Annotated in this window: 14 protein-coding genes; 3 read left to right on the forward strand and 11 right to left on the reverse strand. The window is 61.1% G+C overall.

Annotation, left to right across the window (positions count from 1 at the left end):
* Positions 1-3 precede the first annotated feature (3 nt).
* From ABD837_RS17975 to ABD837_RS17990, 4 genes are all read right to left on the reverse strand, one after another.
* Positions 4-2,088, reverse strand: coding sequence for an Ig-like domain-containing protein (locus tag ABD837_RS17975; RefSeq protein ID WP_345057237.1), 2,085 nt, complete (start codon positions 2,086-2,088; stop codon positions 4-6).
* 243 nt (positions 2,089-2,331) lie between these two features.
* A complete protein-coding gene (locus ABD837_RS17980) occupies positions 2,332-3,993 on the reverse strand; it encodes a cellulase family glycosylhydrolase (protein ID WP_345057239.1) in 1,662 nt (553 codons plus the stop codon).
* Positions 3,994-4,152: 159 nt separating this feature from the next.
* Complete coding sequence (locus tag ABD837_RS17985) at positions 4,153-4,290, reverse strand: hypothetical protein (RefSeq protein WP_345057241.1); 138 nt, start codon at positions 4,288-4,290, stop codon at positions 4,153-4,155.
* Positions 4,291-4,649: 359 nt separating this feature from the next.
* Positions 4,650-5,684 (reverse strand): expansin EXLX1 family cellulose-binding protein, encoded by a 1,035-nt coding sequence (locus tag ABD837_RS17990; protein WP_345057243.1) that lies wholly within the window; start codon positions 5,682-5,684, stop codon positions 4,650-4,652.
* A gap of 613 nt (positions 5,685-6,297) precedes the next feature.
* Here ABD837_RS17990 and ABD837_RS17995 point away from each other — a divergent pair.
* Both ABD837_RS17995 and ABD837_RS18000 read left to right on the forward strand, forming a co-directional pair.
* A complete protein-coding gene (locus ABD837_RS17995; protein WP_345057245.1) occupies positions 6,298-7,095 on the forward strand; it encodes a response regulator in 798 nt (265 codons plus the stop codon).
* Complete coding sequence (locus ABD837_RS18000; RefSeq protein WP_345057247.1) at positions 7,040-9,070, forward strand: tetratricopeptide repeat-containing sensor histidine kinase; 2,031 nt, start codon at positions 7,040-7,042, stop codon at positions 9,068-9,070. The genes ABD837_RS17995 and ABD837_RS18000 overlap by 56 nt, the downstream gene beginning before the upstream one ends.
* 105 nt (positions 9,071-9,175) lie before the next feature.
* Here ABD837_RS18000 and ABD837_RS18005 read toward each other — a convergent pair whose 3' ends face one another.
* The 4 genes from ABD837_RS18005 to ABD837_RS18020 form a co-directional block, all read right to left on the reverse strand.
* Positions 9,176-9,931 (reverse strand): S1 family peptidase, encoded by a 756-nt coding sequence (locus tag ABD837_RS18005; protein WP_345057249.1) that lies wholly within the window; start codon positions 9,929-9,931, stop codon positions 9,176-9,178.
* 74 nt (positions 9,932-10,005) lie between these two features.
* A complete protein-coding gene (locus tag ABD837_RS18010; protein WP_345057251.1) occupies positions 10,006-10,908 on the reverse strand; it encodes a hypothetical protein in 903 nt (300 codons plus the stop codon).
* 300 nt (positions 10,909-11,208) lie between these two features.
* The gene (locus tag ABD837_RS18015) at positions 11,209-11,436 is read right to left on the reverse strand and encodes a hypothetical protein (protein WP_345057253.1); all 228 of its coding nucleotides are present in this window, start codon (positions 11,434-11,436) and stop codon (positions 11,209-11,211) included.
* A gap of 95 nt (positions 11,437-11,531) precedes the next feature.
* Positions 11,532-13,373: a family 10 glycosylhydrolase gene (locus ABD837_RS18020; RefSeq protein WP_345057255.1), complete on the reverse strand. Its 1,842-nt coding sequence runs from the start codon at positions 13,371-13,373 to the stop codon at positions 11,532-11,534.
* Between the two features lie 199 nt (positions 13,374-13,572).
* On the opposite strand from ABD837_RS18020, the gene murI reads away from it, so the two are divergent.
* Complete coding sequence (gene murI, locus ABD837_RS18025; RefSeq protein ID WP_345057256.1) at positions 13,573-14,424, forward strand: glutamate racemase; 852 nt, start codon at positions 13,573-13,575, stop codon at positions 14,422-14,424.
* Positions 14,425-14,544: 120 nt separating this feature from the next.
* Here the strand turns inward: murI and ABD837_RS18030 are convergent, their stop codons facing one another.
* The 3 genes from ABD837_RS18030 to ABD837_RS18040 form a co-directional block, all read right to left on the reverse strand.
* Entirely contained in the window at positions 14,545-15,081 is a 537-nt protein-coding gene (locus ABD837_RS18030; protein WP_345057258.1) for a YceI family protein, read from the reverse strand.
* Between the two features lie 149 nt (positions 15,082-15,230).
* Positions 15,231-16,850, reverse strand: coding sequence for a T9SS type A sorting domain-containing protein (locus ABD837_RS18035; protein ID WP_345057260.1), 1,620 nt, complete (start codon positions 16,848-16,850; stop codon positions 15,231-15,233).
* Positions 16,851-16,961: 111 nt separating this feature from the next.
* Positions 16,962-18,617, reverse strand: a complete 1,656-nt coding sequence (locus ABD837_RS18040; RefSeq protein WP_345057262.1) for a tail fiber domain-containing protein — start codon at positions 18,615-18,617, stop codon at positions 16,962-16,964.
* Positions 18,618-19,052 lie beyond the last annotated feature (435 nt).

A 19,052-nucleotide genomic window follows, 5' to 3' on the forward strand; every position in this document is an offset into this window, starting at 1 on the left:
CACTTATTGCTCGGTGCTTTTGAGGATTTTTACCACCGATAAGCCGGTGGACGAATAGAGGTGCGCCACGTACAGACCAGGCAGCAGGGCCTTGCCCACTTCCACGTCGGCGCGGTGCAGGTTGCGGGCCCGGTATACTTCGACGCCTTTCATATTGTACACTACTACCTCGTCGATGAGGCTGTGGTCGGCCAGGTGCAGCGTGGTGCTGGCGGAGAAGGGGAGAGGGAAGGCCTCCGAGGCCGGCTGGGCGCGCCCGGCGGGGCAGTTGCCCACTTGTACCGTCTTCGTATACTCCACGTACCACGGGGCTACGTCAATATTCACGCCGGCCGTCACCTGAATGCTGGAGCCGGTGGCGCTGGCGGGCAGCGTGAAACTCATCTGCGAAGTATTGGCCGCGTTGGTATTCACGGGCGCGCCGGTATTGGTCCACCAGCTGGCCGAACGGAAGGGGTAATTGTCGGGCTTCACCGAGTACGAAACCGTGCTGCCCGCCGCCCCGCACGCGGGGCCGCTCACCCCGGAGGCGCTGGTAGGGGGCGTACTCGTGCCGCCGCTCTGCACGGTCACCGTGATGGACGTGCTGGTGGTTTGGCCGGCGTTGTCGGTGGCGGTGGCGCGCAGGGTGTAGGTGCCGGCGGCCAGGTTGGTTAGGGGCGCGTCGACCACGCTTTGGTTCCAGATATAGGGGGCCGTCCCTTCGTTGCGCACAAAGACGTTGTTCAGGTACAGGCCCACCGACGCCACCGAGCCGCCCGCATCGGAGGCATTCACGGTCACGACCAGTTGGGCGGGCGCGGTAAACGTGGCCCCGTTCTGTGGGCTGGCGAACGACACGACCGGGGCCGGGTTGGCGGGGCTCAGGTTAAAGGGCAGGCTGCCGTGAGTCAGGGTTTCCCACTTGAACACCCAGTGGCCGGCGGTGGCCGGGCGGTGGCGGTTTATCAGTTGCAGCGTGTAGGGCAACGCGCTGTAGTTGAGGCGGGAATGCAGGTGGTTGTAGGCAATTTCGAAGGCTGCCCCCCCGCCCCCGTTGGGCGGCTGAATGCCAGCGGCATCGCCCTGCCGCACTACTACCTCGCCGCCGCATACGCTGCTGGGTACCGACTTCGACCCGGTCATCCAGCCGCCGTGGAGCTCAAAGAAGTCGGTCAGGCGCTTCTTTTCGGGGCCGAACAGGTCAACGCCCTGCTCCCAGGCAATCTGGCCGGCGTACATCATTGAGTTGATGCCCAGCTTGAGGTGGCCCAGGTCGCGGCAGGTTTCGTCGGCAATGCCGTTGAGGCCCGAGCTGGCCCAGGTGGGCCGCACGGCATCGGTTTGCTGGTAGATGGAGTTGCGCACGTACTTGGTCCAGCGCGCGGTGCCCTCGTTGAACTCCGTGCGGTCGTCGGTGAACACGGCAATGGCCAGTTGCGCTTCCACCCGCGAGTGAATCCAGTTGTTGTACGGCTTGTCGTCGTTCTTCACATAGGGCAGGAACTTGCCCAGCATGCCCTCGAAGCGGGCAATGTCGGCGCCGCTCCAGCCCGCGTTCGTGTAGCGGATAATTTCGGCCGCGTTCACGAACCAGGGCGTGGCCCAGGCCACCACCAGCCGGGAGTTGGACTCGGTGTTGTTCTGGTACTTGGCCGACCACGCGTTCATAATGGCAATGGCGATTTTGGCGTGGCGCGGGTCGCGGCCGTAGGCCCACATCAGGGCCTGCGAGTAGGCCGCCATGCCGTCGTCGACCATCTCCGTGCAGCCGATGTTGGGGTTGTTGTAGGAGCCGCACTCCACGGTGGCGTAGGGCGAAGCCGTGTAAGTGAGCGAAGAATACCGGCTGCCCGCCAGGTTGTCGAACGCTTGCTTCCAGGGCTGCTGACTGTTGGCAATTTTAGCGCGGACAAAATCCAACTCGGCCTGGCTGTTCAGCACCCCGGGGTGGCGAAAGGCCTGGGCCCGCACGTGGCCGATGCCCAGCAGCATCGCCAGCAGCAGCAGCAGCAACGGCAGCCGGCGTGCGGGGGCCGTTTTACCGTTCGATACGTTCCAAAACCAGGGGCCCGCCAGCGAACGGCGATACGCAAAAAAACAATTCATAGGGTCTGTGAAAAAGGATGAAAAAAAGTCCGTAATCCGATGCCTGATTCGGAAGAGCGAATGCGACTTGAGCAGGTTACCGCTTACTGCATCAGGGACCAGCGCATTTCCTGGAGTATCAACCCGGCACAGCTGCTGCGGTGGTTTGGGCCGGGGGTAGGCCGTCTCAACTCAGCAGTAAAACCATCGTTTCGGCCGAAACGATGGTTTTACTGCTGAGTTGGCAGGACCGGCCAGCTTCGGCTATTCCTTCACAAACCGGGTGGAAGTAATGCGGTCGCCCTCCACAAGTCGCAACGTATAGACGCCCGGCTCCAACCCTTCTACCGCAATGGTAGCGTCGGTTGCCGTGCTGGCAGATAGCTGCTGGGTCCGCACTTGCTTGCCGTACGCATTTATAATCTGCACCGAGGCCGCCGAACCGGGCTGGGCCAGGGTCAGCTGCAGTTGGTTCTGCACCGGGTTGGGATACAGCTGCAGCTCCGCCGTGCTCGCCGTGCGGGCAGCCGTCGTGGTTTTAGTAAAGCTCCACCAGTTGATGTTGTAGTCCCCCACGGGTGCGCTGATGGCAATGTCCTGCACGCCCGCGTTCAGCGTGACGGTATTGGTGATGGTGGTCCAGTTCTGCCAGCCGCCGGTGTTGGGCACCGTGATGGTCGCCAGCTGCGTGGTGCCAGCGTTTTGCTCGAGCCGAAGCTTGCCGCCGGTGTTGGGGCTGGCCACGCGGTACTGAATGGTGTAGGTACCGGCCGTGGGCACGTTCACGGTGTAGGCCATCCAGTCGCCGGGGTCGAGCCAGCCCACGTTCAGGCCGCCGCCGGTGTCGCTGGTGGCTTGGGTTTGCACCCCGGACATCACGTGGTAGCTTTCGGCTTCCACTTTGGTCGCAGTGCTGCTGGGCGTCCAGTTCTGGATGTAGCCTTTGGCCAGGCGGCCCGATGCGGTGAGGAAGTCATTCGACCACGCCGCGGTCGGGTCGGTGCCGGTCACCAACGCCGAGGCGGCCTCGGCCTTGTCGTTGAGCGCCCAGTTGCAGTGGCTGATTTGGTTGGTGCGCATAAAATCCATCCACTCCTTGGTCGAGGCGGCGTCGATGGCCCCGTTCCCGCTGGCTTCGCACGTCCCCCACTCCGTCACGAACAGGGCCACGTTGAGGTCGAGGGCCTTTTGGGCTTTGTCGCGCAGCGACTGCTTGTGGGTGGCGGCGTAGAAGTGCAGCGTGTAGGCAATGTTGGTGCCCGTGAGCTTGTCCGCTGCGGCCACGTCCACGTCCTGCGACCAGTTGGGCGAGCCCACGATGATGAGGTTGTCGGGGTCGATGGTCCGGATAGCGTCGGCCACATCCTGGGCGTAGGGCTTCACCACGTTGGGCCACGACACTTGCTTGGGCTCGTTGTAGATTTCGTACATCACGTTTGGCGTCTTGCCATACTTCGTGGCCATGGCCTTGAAAAAGGCGATGGACTGGGCCTTGTAATCCTCGGCGTGGTGGCTGTGCCAGTCGATGATGACGTAGAGGCCGGCCGCGATGCAGGCATCGACCACGGCTATCACCTTGGCCTTTTCGCGGGCGGGGTCTTCAATGTAGCCACCGGCATCGTCCACGCCCATGGCCACCCGCACCACGCTGGCGTTCCAGTTGTTTTTGAGCCAGCCCACCACGTTGGCCTTGTAGTATTTCTCGCCGCCCCAGCCCTTGTTGCTCCAGAACAGGCTGTTGCCGGCTAATCGCACGGGTAGCCCCGTGGTTTTACTGACTATCTTATTGCCTTTCACGCTCAGAGCGCCGAATCTACCGACGTCGGTTTGTGCCGTTGCGCGCCCTCCAGCCAGCAGCAGGAGCAAAACGAACAGCAGGCGACCCAGCTGTGCGTGACGAAGGGGGGATTTAAACGTTGTTTTCATAAAATGGAAAAAGAGGTGAAAAATAAACCGTTGAACCAGCACCATGCTGCCTTCAACGACCTAAGCCTGCTGCATAAACACCTTGTTTATCAGGTATTTAACGAATAATCAAGTATTTGCTTTGCACAGTTGTATTTTGTGTGCAAAGCTTTTCGCGGCCTACTTCAGCAGCGGCCCGAGCGTGGCCCGCACCGTGCGGGCCACGAAGCGGTAGCCCGCCGCCGTGGGCTGGATGCCATCCTGCTGATTGGGTTTGGGAACCCCGCCCACGTTTTCCAGGACAAAAGGAATCAGCACCGCCCGGTTTTTGGTGACGACGTCTTGAACACATCCTGGAAGTGGCTCCCGTAGCCCACCCCAAAATCACCGGAAACTTGCAGGCCCGCCATTACTATCCGGGCCTTGTCCTTACCCAGAACGGCGGTCGTTGCTCCGGTCCGACCGCCTTAGGCGGTCCGACCGGTTGTTGGCGGAGCGAAACCGGGGGTTCTTCAACCGGTCGGACCGCCTAGGGCGGTCGGACCGGACCGGTCAAGTGCCGCCAGCAGGCTGGCAAAGAGTGTTGGGTAAGGACAAGCATTACCATCCGGGCCCGGGCTTCAGCCGTTTCTCGGCTTGCAACGGCGCGACTGGCGCATGATGGGGCCACCCGGGGCCTAATGCTGAACCATTAACGGGGCATAGTTGGTGGCGCTTCCGGCCTGCAGGCTGATGTGGTAAACGCCATTGGGTAGCTCTGCCGTGTCTAAGGCGTAGGCCGTCAAGCTTTTGATATCCTTCCGCTGGACCACTAGGCCCTGCGCGTTCACGATGGTCACCCGCATGGGCTCGTCGTTCCTGTCCGTCCAGTTCAGGCGCACCACGCTCGTGGCCGGGTTGGGCCACACTTCCAGCTGGTGCGCACTGGGCACCAGCTCCTCCGCATGGGCCGGGCTGGCCAGTGGCGCGGTGGGGTCGAAGGCCGCGCGGGCGGTGGCGCAATTTGGAAACTGGTGCTGCCCCGGCACCGTCGGGCCTTGCCGTGGGGTGGTAATAGTGGAAAATTTAACGGTTTCGGTGATGGCATTGCCGTTGTTGTCGGTCACCCGAAAGGTGGCCGTGCGTCCGGCCAGGCCCACCCCACTCAGCGGAAAGTAGTTGTCCTGCGTGCGCTGCAAGGCCAGGTATTGGCCGTTGCTCTGCCGGTATTCCAGCTTGGCAATGGGGTAGCGAGCATTGCGCACCTGCACCGACGACCAGTAGGGGTTGGTGCCCTCTTTCAGCGCAAATTGCACCGGCGCAGTCAGCGGGCAGGCCACTACCTTGAAGTGGGTAGCGTTTTTGCCGTCGAAAGTGCCGAAATACCCCACGTAATGCAGGGCGCTGGCTTGGATATCGAGTTGATTGGCCGCACACTCCGGGCACCGGTCGCGCACCATGAACACCTTCTTGCCGGCCGGGCCCGTTACTTCCACGCACGCGCCGCACAGGTCGGCCTGCGTGGCCGGCGTCGTGCCGTAGCGCAGGTCGCTCACGGCCACGGTGGGAATGCCGGGTGCCAGCGCGTCGGGAAACGCACAGTTGAGCGTGCCCCCGGTGCTGGGCGTGTAGTAAGTCGAGCGCCCGTAGAACGAAGGGGTGGCCACGCATTGAGCCAGGGCTGCCTGGCCGCCTGCCAGCAACAGGGCCAGGAGTAGAGCATTTGGTTTCATGATTTGGTAGAAAAAGGAGGGAAGAAAGTTGTCGCCGGCCGCGCCAAAACCGGCGTGCTTTGTGGGGATAACGCCCCGGCAAGCCGGTTTGGAAGAAGCGAGCTGCTGCAGCTGTTTAGGTAGGAACGACGGTCTCAATCCAGTGCAGGGAATTGTAGTCAGCCATTAGTAGTGAAGAAGCGCGTCATGGGAAAAACGAAAACCGGTGGCAAGGCCAACTGCTGCCTCGCTGCTGCTAGCTGGCGCGAGGCAGCAGCGCAGGAGGAAGGACGCTTGAACGACTCGAGGCAAGCGCGAGAAGCCGGGAAGGCCATTCAATTGACCGATGCATGGGTTTATGATTGGTGAATTAAAGTATTGGCCAAGTGCAATGCTTGCAAATGGTGGTAGAATTGACTTCTAAAGCTGTGGAGGGCACGAGTTTGTATGTGGCCGCCGGGCCCTCGTGCCGACGCTTCTATTCGCCGCAACCTTTTGACCCTGCTTGTGCGTTGCAGTGCATTACAGTTAAGGCTACTTCCTCCTCTGACGACTATCCTGTCCTGTAAAATGGAGGACGGAGGAGCCGGGAGAATTGTTAAAGACCAACTGCTCACCACTTTTCCATTCGCTCATGCTGCCTTCTCTACCCGAGACAGCCATCCGCATTCTGTTGATTGAAGACGAGGCCATTCTGGCCCTGGACCTGGCCGACCTGCTGCAAGGAGAAGGGTACGCGGTGGTTGGCATCGCCGACAACGGCCCGCAGGCGTTGGAGCTCTACCAGGAGCACATCGTGGACCTGGTCCTGTGCGACATTCGGATTCGAGGGCCTTGGGATGGCATCGAAACCGTAAGGCGACTGGCCGCGGTGCGGGCGGTGCCGGTTATCTACCTGTCAGCGTTTTCGGACCGGGCCACCCGGGAACGGGCCCTGCTAACCCTGCCGGCGGCTTACCTGCTCAAGCCCGTTACGCTGGATAGCCTACGCGTTGCCATAGAATTGGCGTTGCACACCCTGAGCTGTCAAATCGCCGTTGCGGCGGTCCCGGAGACTGACGTCGGGGCGAGGGTGGTGCCGCCTGCTATCGGGCACGAACCCCTGCTGCGGCTGGCCGACCAAGTGTTTATCCGGCAGAACTACCGTTTCATGCGCGTGCCTCTAGCGGAAATTATCCTCCTACAAGCCGATAACACCTATACCCTGCTGTTCGCATCCGGCCGCAAATTCGCCCTGCGCCTGCCACTGGGCCAGGTACTCGACCGGCTGGCCAGCGACGACCTGGTCCGGGTGCATCGGTCGTACGCCGTGAACATCCGTCGAGCGGATTCCTTTACCGAACAGGAAATTATACTAGCCGAACAGGTTGTGCCACTTGGGCGGCAGTATCGGGAAGAATTTCTTCGTCGCTTCAGCAACCCCGGTTCCTGAGCGTATCCGTGTCCTCGTGCGACTCATGCCGGGCAGATGGCCGGGCTTGACTGCGCTATCTTGCAAGGGCCAGCTACTTACCATAGCAAGAGGTTGTTACCAAAAAAGCAACCGGCGTTACTCATTGCTCTTGTTTATGCCGCGACACCTGCTGTTTTTTTTTGCATTGGTCGGCTTGCTGCTGGCCACTCACCCCCTGGTGGCCCGCATCCTCCAGGCCGAACCCGTTGGGGTCGATACCGCCCGCATAAGCCGCCTCTTGCAGGAAGTCGAGGCAATAGCTAACTCGGGACGCTTGTACTCGGCGCATGGCCGGCTGGACACGGCTTTACAACTCGCTCAGGGGGCAGGATATAGTCACATCATCGGTCGGGTACGCTTTATGAGGGGCGCCCTGGCTCGCCGGGAAGGCAAATATGAGGAGTCCATTCAAGAGGGCCAACAAGCCTTGGCTTTGTTGCAGGGCACCACCGAATACCGGACGCAGGCCCGCACGCTGCATGGGCTAGGCAGTACGTACGCCATGAGCGGGGACTTGGCGAGTGCCGAGCGGTATTTCAAGCAAAGCTTGGCAGTCGCGCAAAAGCACCAGATTTCTGCCTCAGAAGCGCAGGCCCACGCGGGGTTGGCGAATATTGCGGGCACCAAGGATGACTATGCAGGGGCCCGGCAACACAACGACCGAGCCTTGGCTATCTACCAGCAGCTTGGGGCAGAAGCCCGTTACAACCACGTGTTGATGAATCAAGCGCTCAATTACTTTCGGTTAGGCCTTAACCAAAAGGCCGAAAAAGCATTTCGGCGAGTTCTGGTGTATGGACAAAAGAAGAACGACAAGTCGCTACTCCTGTATTGCCACGCAAATTTTCCGTTGGTTCTGGTAGAACTTCACAAACTCGAGGAAGCCGAAGCCATGGCCACGCTGGCCTTAAAGGAAACGCACACGGGCCCGGACCAAGCCTACGTGCGCCAAATCGTGTACCAGACCCTGGCAATAACTCAGGAACAGCAAGGCCGCTACCGGTTAGCGTTGGCAAATGAACGGCTAAGTGCGGCGTATGCTGATACCATCGTCAATGAGGAACGAGCCAAGGAATTGGTCGCCACCGAAACCCGGTTTCGAACGGCCGCAAAACAACGGCAAATCGTAGGCCTTTCCGCCGAAAACGAGCGGCAAAAGCACCGTTTCTGGCGGTTATTGGCTGGCACGTTGGGCCTGGCCGCACTGGTGAGCATTGTGGCAGGGCTGTACTGGGTGATTCAACGGAAGAACCGTCAATTAATCCACAGCAACCGGTTGGTTGAAGAACGAAACCAGCGAATTACGGCCCAAGCCCACAAACTCACCCTGCTCATGCGGGAGCTCCACCACCGGGTAAAAAACAACCTGGCCATCGTTGCCAGCCTGCTGCGCTTGCAATCCAGCAAGTTGACGGATGAGCACGCCGTGCAAGCCGTGCAGGAAAGCCAGCAGCGGGTGGAGGCGATGGCCCTTATCCACCAGAGCTTGTATTTGAACGACGATGCTACTCTGGTGGATATGCACGAGTATGTCCACAACCTGGTGAATCAATTAATGCGCGCCTACGGCTATTCGTCGCATAATTTGCAGCTGCGGGTGGAGGTAGTTGCGATGGAGCTTGATGTTGACATTGCCATGCCACTGGGGCTTATTCTGAATGAACTCGTTACCAACACCTTTAAGCACGCGTTGCCCAAGGCCAATGCCCCAGCGCTAACCATTCGCTTGCGGGACTGCCCCGACACGCCCGCCGTGATACTCGAGGTGGAGGATAATGGCCCGGGGCTTGTCGCCGAAAGTCGGGTCTTGCCTGGCAACTCGTTTGGTACCCGGTTGGTGCAGGCCTTGGTCCAACAGATACGGGGCTACTTGAAAACGGACAACCGCCCAGGCGTATATCATTACCTCCGTATCGATAAGGCACAATTACCTATTGCACTTGTTCCTGAATAGCGAAACGTCATGCAGCGCGCAACGAACCGCAGGTCGGCTGCTTGTACTTGAGTACTTAAGAGTCGTTTTTGCAGACTTTTCGCATTATAGGCACGGCGGCCTGGCCTATTCCTGGAGGTAGCGTTTTACCACGCCAATGGGGGTGATGAGGGTGAGCTTCTCCCCGGACTCATACTTTAAGCTGGACGATAGCAGCCCAATCACTCGTCCCTGCTTGTCAACCACCGGGCAGCCGCTGAATCCACTCAGATTGGGGGATTCGTTCTCGGTCAGTAGATAGGCAGTAGGCGAGGTTTCTACCACCCGCACCGGGTAACGGTTTTGGGTGCAGCCTGCTTCGGCATAGGGGCAGCCAATGAGGTATACTTCCTCGTCCTTCGCGGGCGCGTCGTACCGGGGCGTGAGGGCGTGATATGTAGTGGTGGTGCTTTTGAGGCTGAATACGAGAGCGTCAGAGGAGTCACTGTCCAAGGTGTTGAGCAACTGGCCAATCTGGAGCGTATCGGTGGTGCGCTGGCGAGCAAATAATTTCCAGGCTACTATCTCCTTGTTGAGCTGTGAGGGTGTCTTTTGGGGCTCAATACCTCCGTCTTCGCCGAGCAGGTGTTTGGCCGTCACGGCGTATTGTTTTTGCCCTACCTGCACCAGAAAGGCACTGGCCCCTTCCAGGCGCTGCCCATCGGTGAACTCCGCATCGTTGGTCAACAGGGCTTGGGGCGATGTAGCAAATGACTCGGTCATCCAGCTTTTTAACGGTGGTGCCGCCTCTGTAGTTTGCGGCGCCTGGCCGTTGCAGCCGGCTAGCAGGAGGGTTGCGCCAGCGGCCAGGCACCGCAGCGAAAACGAAAGGGAAGTTTGCATCAAAAGGTGTTTTTCTGAATGAAGAAGTTGAGGGAGTTGAAATCCCAGCCACAGGGGTCGTACAGTGCAGCCAACTAGCGGTGGAACTGCCAGGCAATTTTGGCCAAAGCCTCCGGATTGGATACGGCCTTTGCAATGGGCTGCAGCGCTTGCTGGCCGTTGTCGTCGGCACCCGGGCCGGTGCTGAACATCATCTCGGCCGGAAGCTGGGGCTGCTTGCCAAATACGGTTTCGTAGAGCAGCACCGAAGCCATAAAGACGCCGTCGTTGAGCATATGCTGGGTGTCTTCGCCGTAGCGCAGGTTGTCTTTGCCCGCCACCTTGTACTGGTAGCTGTTACGGCCTTCGTAAGCAGCTTTCACGGCATCGCCTACCCGGTAGAGGCCGGCATTGGATACCTGGCCCAGTGCTGCCAGCGTGTGCTCGCGCATGGAAGCATGGTCGGCGTTGAAGCCCGCGGAGTCGGCCGGGTACGCGTCGAAGGAAGCTAGCTGGTAGAGGTAGACGGCGGCGCCGGGGCTGTGCTCGCGCACTTTGTCGACCCACAGCTTTACGTTGGCGGCGTAAGCGGCCGCGCTGTCCACTACCACCGGCGTTCGCTCCTGCAGCACCACGTAGTCGAAGAAATTGCCGTCGGCCTCGGTTTTGGCAAACAGGGCTTCCGCCTCTTCCCGGTCGGCCACGTAAATGTCGTGCATCGAAATGCCCATTTCCACCAGCAGGGCTCCATCCATGGGCACCTTATTGTGCTCGCACAGCTCTCGGAATTGCTCCGGAATGCTGGCATAGTAGGAGGTGTGGCTGTTGCCTACAAACAGGATGCGGGGAGCTCCGGCAGCTGTTGGCGGTTTTGGCTGGGGGAGGGGTGCCTCGGCCGCGGTTGGCGGAGCGGAGGTAGTGGTGCTGCCTTCGCAGGCCGCGAGCGACAGGGCGGTGGCCAGCAGGCCAAGCGGCCGAAGCCGGGTAGAAAATAACATACTAAACATGTTGCGCCGCTGCATTCGCGCAATGGCAGGAAGGTTCGTTCCTGAGGTCAGGCAGGAATCGGGAAAGGCTGGAAAGGCCGAAAATCAGATGTGAGCCAGGGGGCTGCCACAGAGCCATTTTGTTCAGCAGCTCGCGCAGTAGCCCCTCTCCTTGGTTGTATAGAAATCTATAGCTCTATAGAGCGTATTTCAAGGCAAGGAGAGCGAAGGTAGCCCCTGAAGCTAGCGGAGCGCCGGCCTCGGTTCGAAATCAACAACTCGGGGATAGGGGTAGGCGAAGGCCAGCGCTTCTCAAATCACCCGCACGGCGTCGAGGTTTACTTCGTCGCGCAGCAGCTCGAGGTTGCGGTAGGTGCGGGGGCGGCCAGCGTCGGTGCTAAGGTTGGGCAGGGCCGCGCGGGCCGCGTCGAGGGTGAGCTGCGTGAGCTTACGTTCGCCCAGGTATATGGCCATGGGGCGGCCCAGGCGCGCATCGTGGGTGGCCAGAGCCTGGTCGATTTCGGTCAGAATGAGGCTCATGTTAGCGAAGAGCTGAAGAAGGGCGCTGAAATATAGCGGGGATTTCAGTTACAGTGCAGGAGTTGCGGTTGCCAAGCAGCAGGGTAAGGGGCTCTCTACAAGGTTCGCATCACCTTTTGGCGGGCAATGCCATCGCGGGTTTGCAGTACCAGCAGGTAGAGCCCGGCCGGCAATTGGCCCGCCTGCAGCGTGGCCGTGTGGCGACCGGCCGCGTGCAGGCCGCTTGCCAGCACTGCCACCTCGCGGCCGGTTATATCAAGCAGGCGCAGTTCGGCAGGGCCAGGCGCTGGCAGGGTAAAGGCCACATTCGTTTCCTGGGAGAAGGGGTTGGGAGCTGCCGGCTCGAAGGTGGCGGCCAAAGTTAATTGGCTTACCGCTAGTAGCATGAAGTCGACGTTAGCCGGGGGGCTTTCGTTGTGCAGCCGGTCCAGAGCCGTCACTACGTAGGCGTACCGGCCGGGGTCGGAAGGACCGGGAATGCTGAAAACCGTGGTATCGGTAAGGCCCACCAGGTTGGCTGCATTGGTAATGTCGGGCGCGGTGGCGGGAGTACTGCGGCCGGGCAGGCGGTACACGGCGTACCACCGGGCGGCTTCGCCATCGGGGGCAGGCAGTGGGGCCTGCCAGCTCAGTTGCGTCTGTGGCAAGCCCGGGTCGTTTAGTTGGCTTACCAGGCGCGGGGCTAGCGGCGGCACATTGTCTTTCCAAGGCATGGTGGGCACGAGCGCCGGGTGCCGGTAAAAGTTGGTTCGAAGCGAATCAACAAAGCCCATGGGGTTGGCCAGCAGGGGAGTACTGTTGTAAAAAATGCTGCCCTGCACGTTGGGCTGCTGGCGCAACAGCCGAATCTGGCTGGGCAGCTGGCTGGGCGAGCGGAAGCCGGGCTCGGTGGACGTGGCACTTACCCGGTACGGAGCCTGCCCGATGTACACATGGCGCACCGTGTCAGGATTGACCTGCTGGCTCCACCACGGCACAATCAGGCTGTAGTTAGCCGCAGCCTGGCCGATGGCAAAATACACTTGCGGCGCGAGGTAGTCGACCCAGCCGCGCCTGAGCCACTTGCGCGAGTCCGCAAAAATGTCGCTATAGGAGGCAAAAGCCGTAGTAGCCGTGCCGCCCACACTGGTGCCGTTGCGCCACACACCGGGAGGCGAAATGCCAAACTTTACCCGTGGCTTGGCGGCCCGGATGCTGTCCGATATCTGCTTCACAAACAGGTCCACGTTGTTGCGGCGCCAGTCGGCCTTGGTGGTAAAGCCCCGCGGGTCGGCTGCAAACGAGGCGTCGTCGTTGAAGGTCAGGCCCGATTGTGGAGCAGGGTAGAAGTAGTCGTCAAAATGAATGGCATCGATGTCGTAGCGCCGCACCACGTCCATCACCACCCGCACCAGGTACTGGCGCACGGCGGGTAGCCCGGGGTCCAGCACCCGGAGGCTGCCGTAAGCCACCACCCAATTGGGGTGCAGCTGCGTGACGTGGTTGGGTGCCACGCTGGACGTAGTGGCATTGGTAAGCGCCCGGTACGGGTTCATCCAGGCGTGGAACTCCATCTCGCGCCGGTGGGTCTCGCGCACCATAAACGCGAGAGGGTCGTAGAATGGGCTGGGGGCCAGGCCTTGGGTACCGGTTAGCCACTCGCTCCAGGGCTCCAGCGTGCTGGGGTAGATGGCATCGGCGGAGGCGCGTACCTGCACCACCACCGCGTTGAGGCCGTTTTGACGGTGCCGGTCGAGCAGGTTTGTGAACTCCTGGCGCTGCTGCGCAGGGGTGCGCGTGCGGGCCGTGGGCCAGTCCAGGTTGAACACGTGAGCTACCCAGGCCGCGCGGAGTTCCCGCTTGGGCGGTGCCGAAAGCGACTGGGCCGCCGCCGGCCCACCCAGTAGCAGGTTGCTAAGGAATAAGCCATAATAAAACCACCGAGTAGAAAGAGTCATGGCAGAAAGAGTGTGTGGGAAGTAGATTCAACAGCGCCTGATGCCGTCTATAGGAGCTTAAGCGGAAGGGTAGTAAACGAGAAGAGCAGTTCGGAAAGACAGCGCTAATACTCTATTTGCGTTGCGTCAAGGTACATCAATGCCGTGATATTTGCGAGCGGAACTACGCTCAACAGCGCTACCAGCTACCTTTGTCGCCATGACAACTGCTGCTTCAGCATTACCCACTTCGGCTGCTGCCCTGGCAGCCCGGCCCATTGGCATGTTCGATTCCGGTATTGGAGGCCTCACCGTGGCGCGGGCCGTGGCCCAGCGCCTGCCCCATGAGCGCATCGTTTACTTCGGCGATACGGCCCACCTGCCCTACGGCGACAAAAGCGCGGCCGCCATTCAGGCCTATTCGGTGAAGATTTGCGACCTGCTGCTGCGCCAGCGCTGCAAGCTGATTGTGATTGCCTGCAACTCAGCATCGGCGGCGGCCTACGAGCTGGTGCGCGAGTACGTGGGCAGCAAGGCCAAGGTGCTGAGCGTGATTGACCCCATTGTGGCGCACCTGGGCCAGGCCTACGCCGGCCGCCGGGTGGGCCTCATCGGCACCAAGCAGACGGTGAACTCCAACGTGTACAAGAAGAAGGTCGACGAACTCGATGCGGGCGTGGACCTGCACTCGCTGGCTACCCCGCTGCTGGTGCCCATGATTGAGGAGGGCTTCTTCAAAAACTCCATTTCCGACGACATCATCGGCGCTTACCTGGGCAACGCCGCCCTGGCCGACATTGAGGCGCTGGTGCTGGCCTGCACGCATTACCCGCTCATCAAGGAGCAGATTGCGCGCTACTACGCCGGCCGCGTCGACGTGCTCGATGCATCCGACGTAGTGGCCGCCGATGCTGAAGCCTTTCTCACCGCGAATGAGCTGCTGGCCCCGGCCGCACCCACGCCGCCGGTGCACCATTTCTACGTATCCGATTTCACCCGCTCGTTTGAGGAAAGCACGCGGATATTTTTCGAGCAGGAGGTGCACCTGGAGCATTACCCTTTGTGGGATTAGGTTTGTACGCCATCGCAGACCAGGGCAACAAGCCTAACCAGCTCCCATTCGCTGCTTTCGTAGGGTAGTCTCGTGCTACCGGCTTTTGAAGTGCCACCCAATTCAAAAAGCAGGATGCGCCTAGTGGCTTACCGGCACCCGCAGCGTCACCTCAAGCTCTTCCCCGACCGTGAAGCCCAGGGCATTGCCCTTAATGCCGAAGTCTTTGCGGTTTACCTGAAACTGGCCGGTGAATACGCCTTTGGCACCTTGCTGGCTAAACTGAAACGGGATGGCCACCGGCTTCTTCACGCCGTGCAAGGTCAAGTCGCCGCGCACCACGTAACCATTGCCGGCGCGGGCAAACGCCGTGGATTGGAAGTAAATTTTGGGGTACTTCGCCACGTCGAACCAACTATCGCCGCGGGCGTGCTTGTCTTTGAGGGAGTTGCCGGTTTTGATGGTCGTGGCATCCACCACCACGCGCATTGTGGCGTTGCTCAGGTTGGCGGGGTCGTAGGCAACGGTGCCGGTCAGGCCCGAAAAGGTGCCCGCCGCCTTGTTGCCCGCAAATCTGATGGTGTAGCCCGGGTCGAGGTTCCAGCTACCGGCCAACAGCCCGGCGGCAGGCACCAGCAGCACTGCCGCTTTGGCAATAACGGGACGGAGGCAGTACATAAGCGGGAAAGCAGGTGAGAAAGGAACCCAACATGTTTCTGAACAGGTACCGTTCTTGGATGGTTAAAAGTCCGAAAGTAAATTCCTTCTTACAGCATCTGCTCTTTAAATCCAAAGTGCGTAGCCTAGGCACATTGCCGGCCGGCGCCCTACTCGCGCACCAAGCGGCGAGTGGCGGTATGCGCTCCCTGGCGGGCCCGCAGCAGGTAGGCTCCGCTGGGCCAGCTGGTGCTGGGCAGCGAGACCGAGGCGCTTGGCTCGGTGGTTCGACGGAACAGCAGGCGGCCCGTGGCGTCGTATACTTCTAGTTCCACGGGTTGAGTACCGGCAGCGGTTACGCGCACCTGCGCGGCTCCTGTGGTGGGGTTGGGCCAGAGCTCCAGGGTTAAGCCAACTACGGGCTTCGGCGTGAGCACAACCACGGGTGAGTACGCCATGGTGCCGTCCTGGTCGACCTGGCGCAGGCGGTAGTACACCAGCAGCAAGCCGTAGCGGCTGATGCGGGCGTCGGTGTAGGCGTACTCGCGGGGGGCGGTGCTGGTGCCGGCGGCCGGCACGGCGGCCAGGGCCTGCCAGTTGGTGCGGCCATCCGAGCTTTGCTGCACGTCGAAGTAGGCGCTGTTCTTCTCGCTGGCCGTGCGCCAGCGCAGCAGGCCGTCGTCGCCTACCAGGGTGCCGCCGAACGACACCAGCTCGACGGGCAAGGGGTTGGCAGGGCTGGTGCTGGCCAGGGCCAGGGCCGTGTAGGCTGGGCCAAGGGCCGCCGGCAAGGTAACCGTAACGGTTTTGGCCGTGGTGTTGAGAACATTGGCGGTGGTGACGCTTAGGTTGCTCCACTGTGTGCCGTTGTAAGCGGCAATGGTGAGCTTGCTGGGGTCGCTGACGTAGGGGGCGCCGATGCCCGTGGGACCAAAGTTGCCGTAGGGAATGGTAATGGTGGCCCCAGCCGGTACGTCTGCCGTGCCAATGGGGTAATACTCGTGCGTGCTCACGTTGGTGAGCTGCAAGCCGCTGCCCTGGGTGGCCCGGCTGTTGGGCGTGGGGGTAGGCCCGGCAATGTAGCGGATGGCGGTGCCCCGGGGGCTGCTCACCGTGATGGGCGAGTAGATGCGGGCCCCCACGGGCGTGCTGTTGCCGCCCTGCGAGTTGGTGGCGCCAAGTGGGAAGGTGAAGGGAACGGGGCCGTCTTTGGCCAAGAAGCCGTCGACGTACGTGCTGGTGCTGGGCGCATTGCCGGCCAGGGCCTGAGAGCCCGGGTTAGTGATGCGAATGGCCCGCACGGGGGTGGCCGTGAGGTCGGCCGCCGTGTTGGTCACGGTGGTGATGCCGTTGGCTAGCGTGAGCAGGTTGGTAACGTTGATGCCGGCCGTGTTGCTCACCGTAAACGGCTGGGCAGAGCCGTTTACGAAAGCCAGGTTGTAGAAAGTGGGCGGCGCACCGCCGGTAATTTCCTGCGGGCCGGGCATCCCGGCCGGGCCAATGAACTGGTCAGTGGCTTGGTTGCTGCCGTCGAGGGTGGCCACGTAGCCGCCGTCGTTGCGGAAGGTAGCCAGAGCAGCCCCGGCATGGGTAACGGTGGCCCCGGTATTGGAAAATGTGCCCGTCGGGCTGTTTACAAACGCCCCGGCGTGGTATAGGCTGCCGTGATAGGCAAGGGCCGACCCCATGTTGTGGGTTTGGGCATGGCCGGCCAAGGCAGGGCCCAGCAGGGCCAGCGCGAAGGCTCGCAGAAGTGGCTGGCGCAGCAAAGCGGTGTATAAAGGACTCATGGGCAATCGAAAAAGGAAAACAAAGCAGCGGTGCTGGGTCGGAAGGAGAGCGGAGCAAAAGCCCACGAGCGGCCCGGCCAGCTATGGCCGGGCCGCTCGGAAGGCCGGCGCTTACTTGCCGCGGGCGGTGGTTCCGGTGGCTTGCAGGGCCTGCATCTCGCCGCGCAGGGTTTGCAGGGCGACCTGCAGGGCATCCAGGGTGCTGGCCGAGGCCTTGCCATCGAGGCTGGTTTGCAGGGCGGCGTTGGCGGCGGTTAGCTTGGCGTTGGCAGTTTTGAGGCCCTCAATTTGCACCTGCTGCTCCTGAATGGCTTTGGTGAGCACAGGGATAAGTTCGGTGTACTTCATGCCGTAGTGCTCCCCGGCGGCTTTGGGCGCCTCCACGGCTTCGGGCACAATCTGCTCCATCTCCTGGGCAATGAAGCCCACCATGTGGTTGGCGGTCGGCTGCGCCTTCCAGTTATAGGCCACCGGGCGCATCTTCAGCACGTCTTTCAGGCCGTAGGCCAGGTTTTCAATATTCGTCTTCAGGCGGCTGTCCGAGGTCTGGACAGTCCCGTTGTAGCAATAAACCGTACCCCAACGGGCGTTGCTATTACCCAGGTTCTTGGCCTCGTTGGCGAACATGCCGTCGACGTCAGGTACTACGTTGCCCCCAAATACGTGGTTTTCGTTGCCGGCAGTGTCGTAATAAAAATTGCCCGCTGAGTTGGCCGCAACGTTGCCTATTGATGCCGTAGTGGACGTAATCGACATGGTGGGCTGGCCAGTGCTTCTGATGGATACCCCGTTGTTGCAAGTTGTGCGGCCGGATATCTGCGCATCCCCGGTTACGTTCAATACATGCGTAGGGCTGGCGTCGCCTCCTATGCCGACAGCCCCGTTGCCGTACACAAAGAACCGGGGCGTAAACGTGCCGAAATTAGCCTGCCCGGCGACGGATACGGTGGTAGTACCCAGCACGAAGCGGTCGGCAGACGAGCTGTTCGACGAGACTACGTCATCGCCCATCACCAGGCGCAGCTCGCTGTTGTTGCTGGCCGCGGAGCCAACGGCGTTGTTGTAGCGCACCAGGCCGATGACGTCGGTGTTCACCCCGTTGCCGTTGAACTCCAGGTAGCTGCCGGGGCCAACGAAAGCCGCTGCCGGTTCCGACCCCAGGCGGATGTTGCCGTTCACTTCCAGCTTTTCGGCTGCCGTGCCCGCCGTGCCGATGCCCACGTTGCCCCCCGAGGTAAACGTGGTGCTGCCGCCCGCGCCGGCAATGGTCAAGGGCATTCCGTTGTTGGTAAGCGTAGTGGGTTGCGTCAGCGGGCCACCCAGCTGAACGGTGTTGCCGGTTTTGCTCAGGCCGTTGTTGGCGCCCACGCCATTGCTGCCACCGGCCGAAGCCCGCCAGCCACTGGCCGAATACAAAAACTCGACCGCCTGAGCCGCTGGAATTAGCTGGCTGTTGAGGGTGGCTGGCACGCCGGTGTTGTTGTACACCACCAGCCGCTGCCCCGGTACGGCAGCGGCGGTGCTGAGGCCAATGGTACCCGTGGGCGTGCCGCTGAGCTGCACCTGGCCCACGGCGGGCACCTGGTAGGAGGGGCTGGCGCCGCTCAGGGTGGCCGTGGTTTCGTAGGCTGCCGTGGGCCCGTTCACGTCGAGGGTGGTGCGGGGCGGGTTGCTGCCCGTGCCGATGCCTTGTTGGGCGAGGGCCGTGTGGCCGCCAAGCAGGGGCAGGCCCGTAAGGCCAAGCAGTAATTTGTATAAAGGTCTCATGGCAAAAATGGAAAAATTGATTCGAGGGAGAGGGATAAGCAGCGCACGCGCTTACCGGCCAGTTAGTGCCAGCAGCTGCCCGTTTTCAGGTTGAAGGAGTTGTTTTACCGGCAGACGGCTATGGCGCCGGCATTCGCCGTATTGGCCGGCTTGGTTGTAGCCGCCGGTTGTTCCCATTGCGCTTGTTTGAGATTAGCGCTTCCATTCGGCGTTGCCTTTGGGCAGTGGTTTCCGCACGTCATTGGTATTGCCTTTTCTTCCCTCCGCAGTTCGGGTGTGTCACGAAGTGGAGGTGAAAGCATGGGGGAACCGGATAATAATGCCTGCTGCGACATGTTGTTGGTTCGCAGGGCTTTGTAAGGAGCGAAATCAAGCTGGATAGGGGAAGTAAGAGTTTTGAAAGTCAGCGACTTCTCTTTCACTTTCCAGGGCGAC

The organism is Hymenobacter glaciei (genome assembly GCF_039539585.1).
In the GTDB taxonomy this organism is placed as follows: domain Bacteria; phylum Bacteroidota; class Bacteroidia; order Cytophagales; family Hymenobacteraceae; genus Hymenobacter; species Hymenobacter glaciei.

Coding starts and splice junctions, on each gene's coding strand:
- ABD837_RS17975 (WP_345057237.1), bottom strand. CDS start 2,088: ATGAATTGTTTTTTTGCGTATCGCCGTTCGCTGGCGGGCCCCTGGTTT.
- ABD837_RS17980 (WP_345057239.1), bottom strand. CDS start 3,993: ATGAAAACAACGTTTAAATCCCCCCTTCGTCACGCACAGCTGGGTCGC.
- ABD837_RS17990 (WP_345057243.1), bottom strand. CDS start 5,684: ATGAAACCAAATGCTCTACTCCTGGCCCTGTTGCTGGCAGGCGGCCAG.
- ABD837_RS17995 (WP_345057245.1), top strand. CDS start 6,298: ATGCTGCCTTCTCTACCCGAGACAGCCATCCGCATTCTGTTGATTGAA.
- ABD837_RS18005 (WP_345057249.1), bottom strand. CDS start 9,931: ATGCAAACTTCCCTTTCGTTTTCGCTGCGGTGCCTGGCCGCTGGCGCA.
- ABD837_RS18010 (WP_345057251.1), bottom strand. CDS start 10,908: ATGTTATTTTCTACCCGGCTTCGGCCGCTTGGCCTGCTGGCCACCGCC.
- ABD837_RS18015 (WP_345057253.1), bottom strand. CDS start 11,436: ATGAGCCTCATTCTGACCGAAATCGACCAGGCTCTGGCCACCCACGAT.
- ABD837_RS18020 (WP_345057255.1), bottom strand. CDS start 13,373: ATGACTCTTTCTACTCGGTGGTTTTATTATGGCTTATTCCTTAGCAAC.
- murI (WP_345057256.1), top strand. CDS start 13,573: ATGACAACTGCTGCTTCAGCATTACCCACTTCGGCTGCTGCCCTGGCA.
- ABD837_RS18030 (WP_345057258.1), bottom strand. CDS start 15,081: ATGTACTGCCTCCGTCCCGTTATTGCCAAAGCGGCAGTGCTGCTGGTG.
- ABD837_RS18035 (WP_345057260.1), bottom strand. CDS start 16,850: ATGAGTCCTTTATACACCGCTTTGCTGCGCCAGCCACTTCTGCGAGCC.
- ABD837_RS18040 (WP_345057262.1), bottom strand. CDS start 18,617: ATGAGACCTTTATACAAATTACTGCTTGGCCTTACGGGCCTGCCCCTG.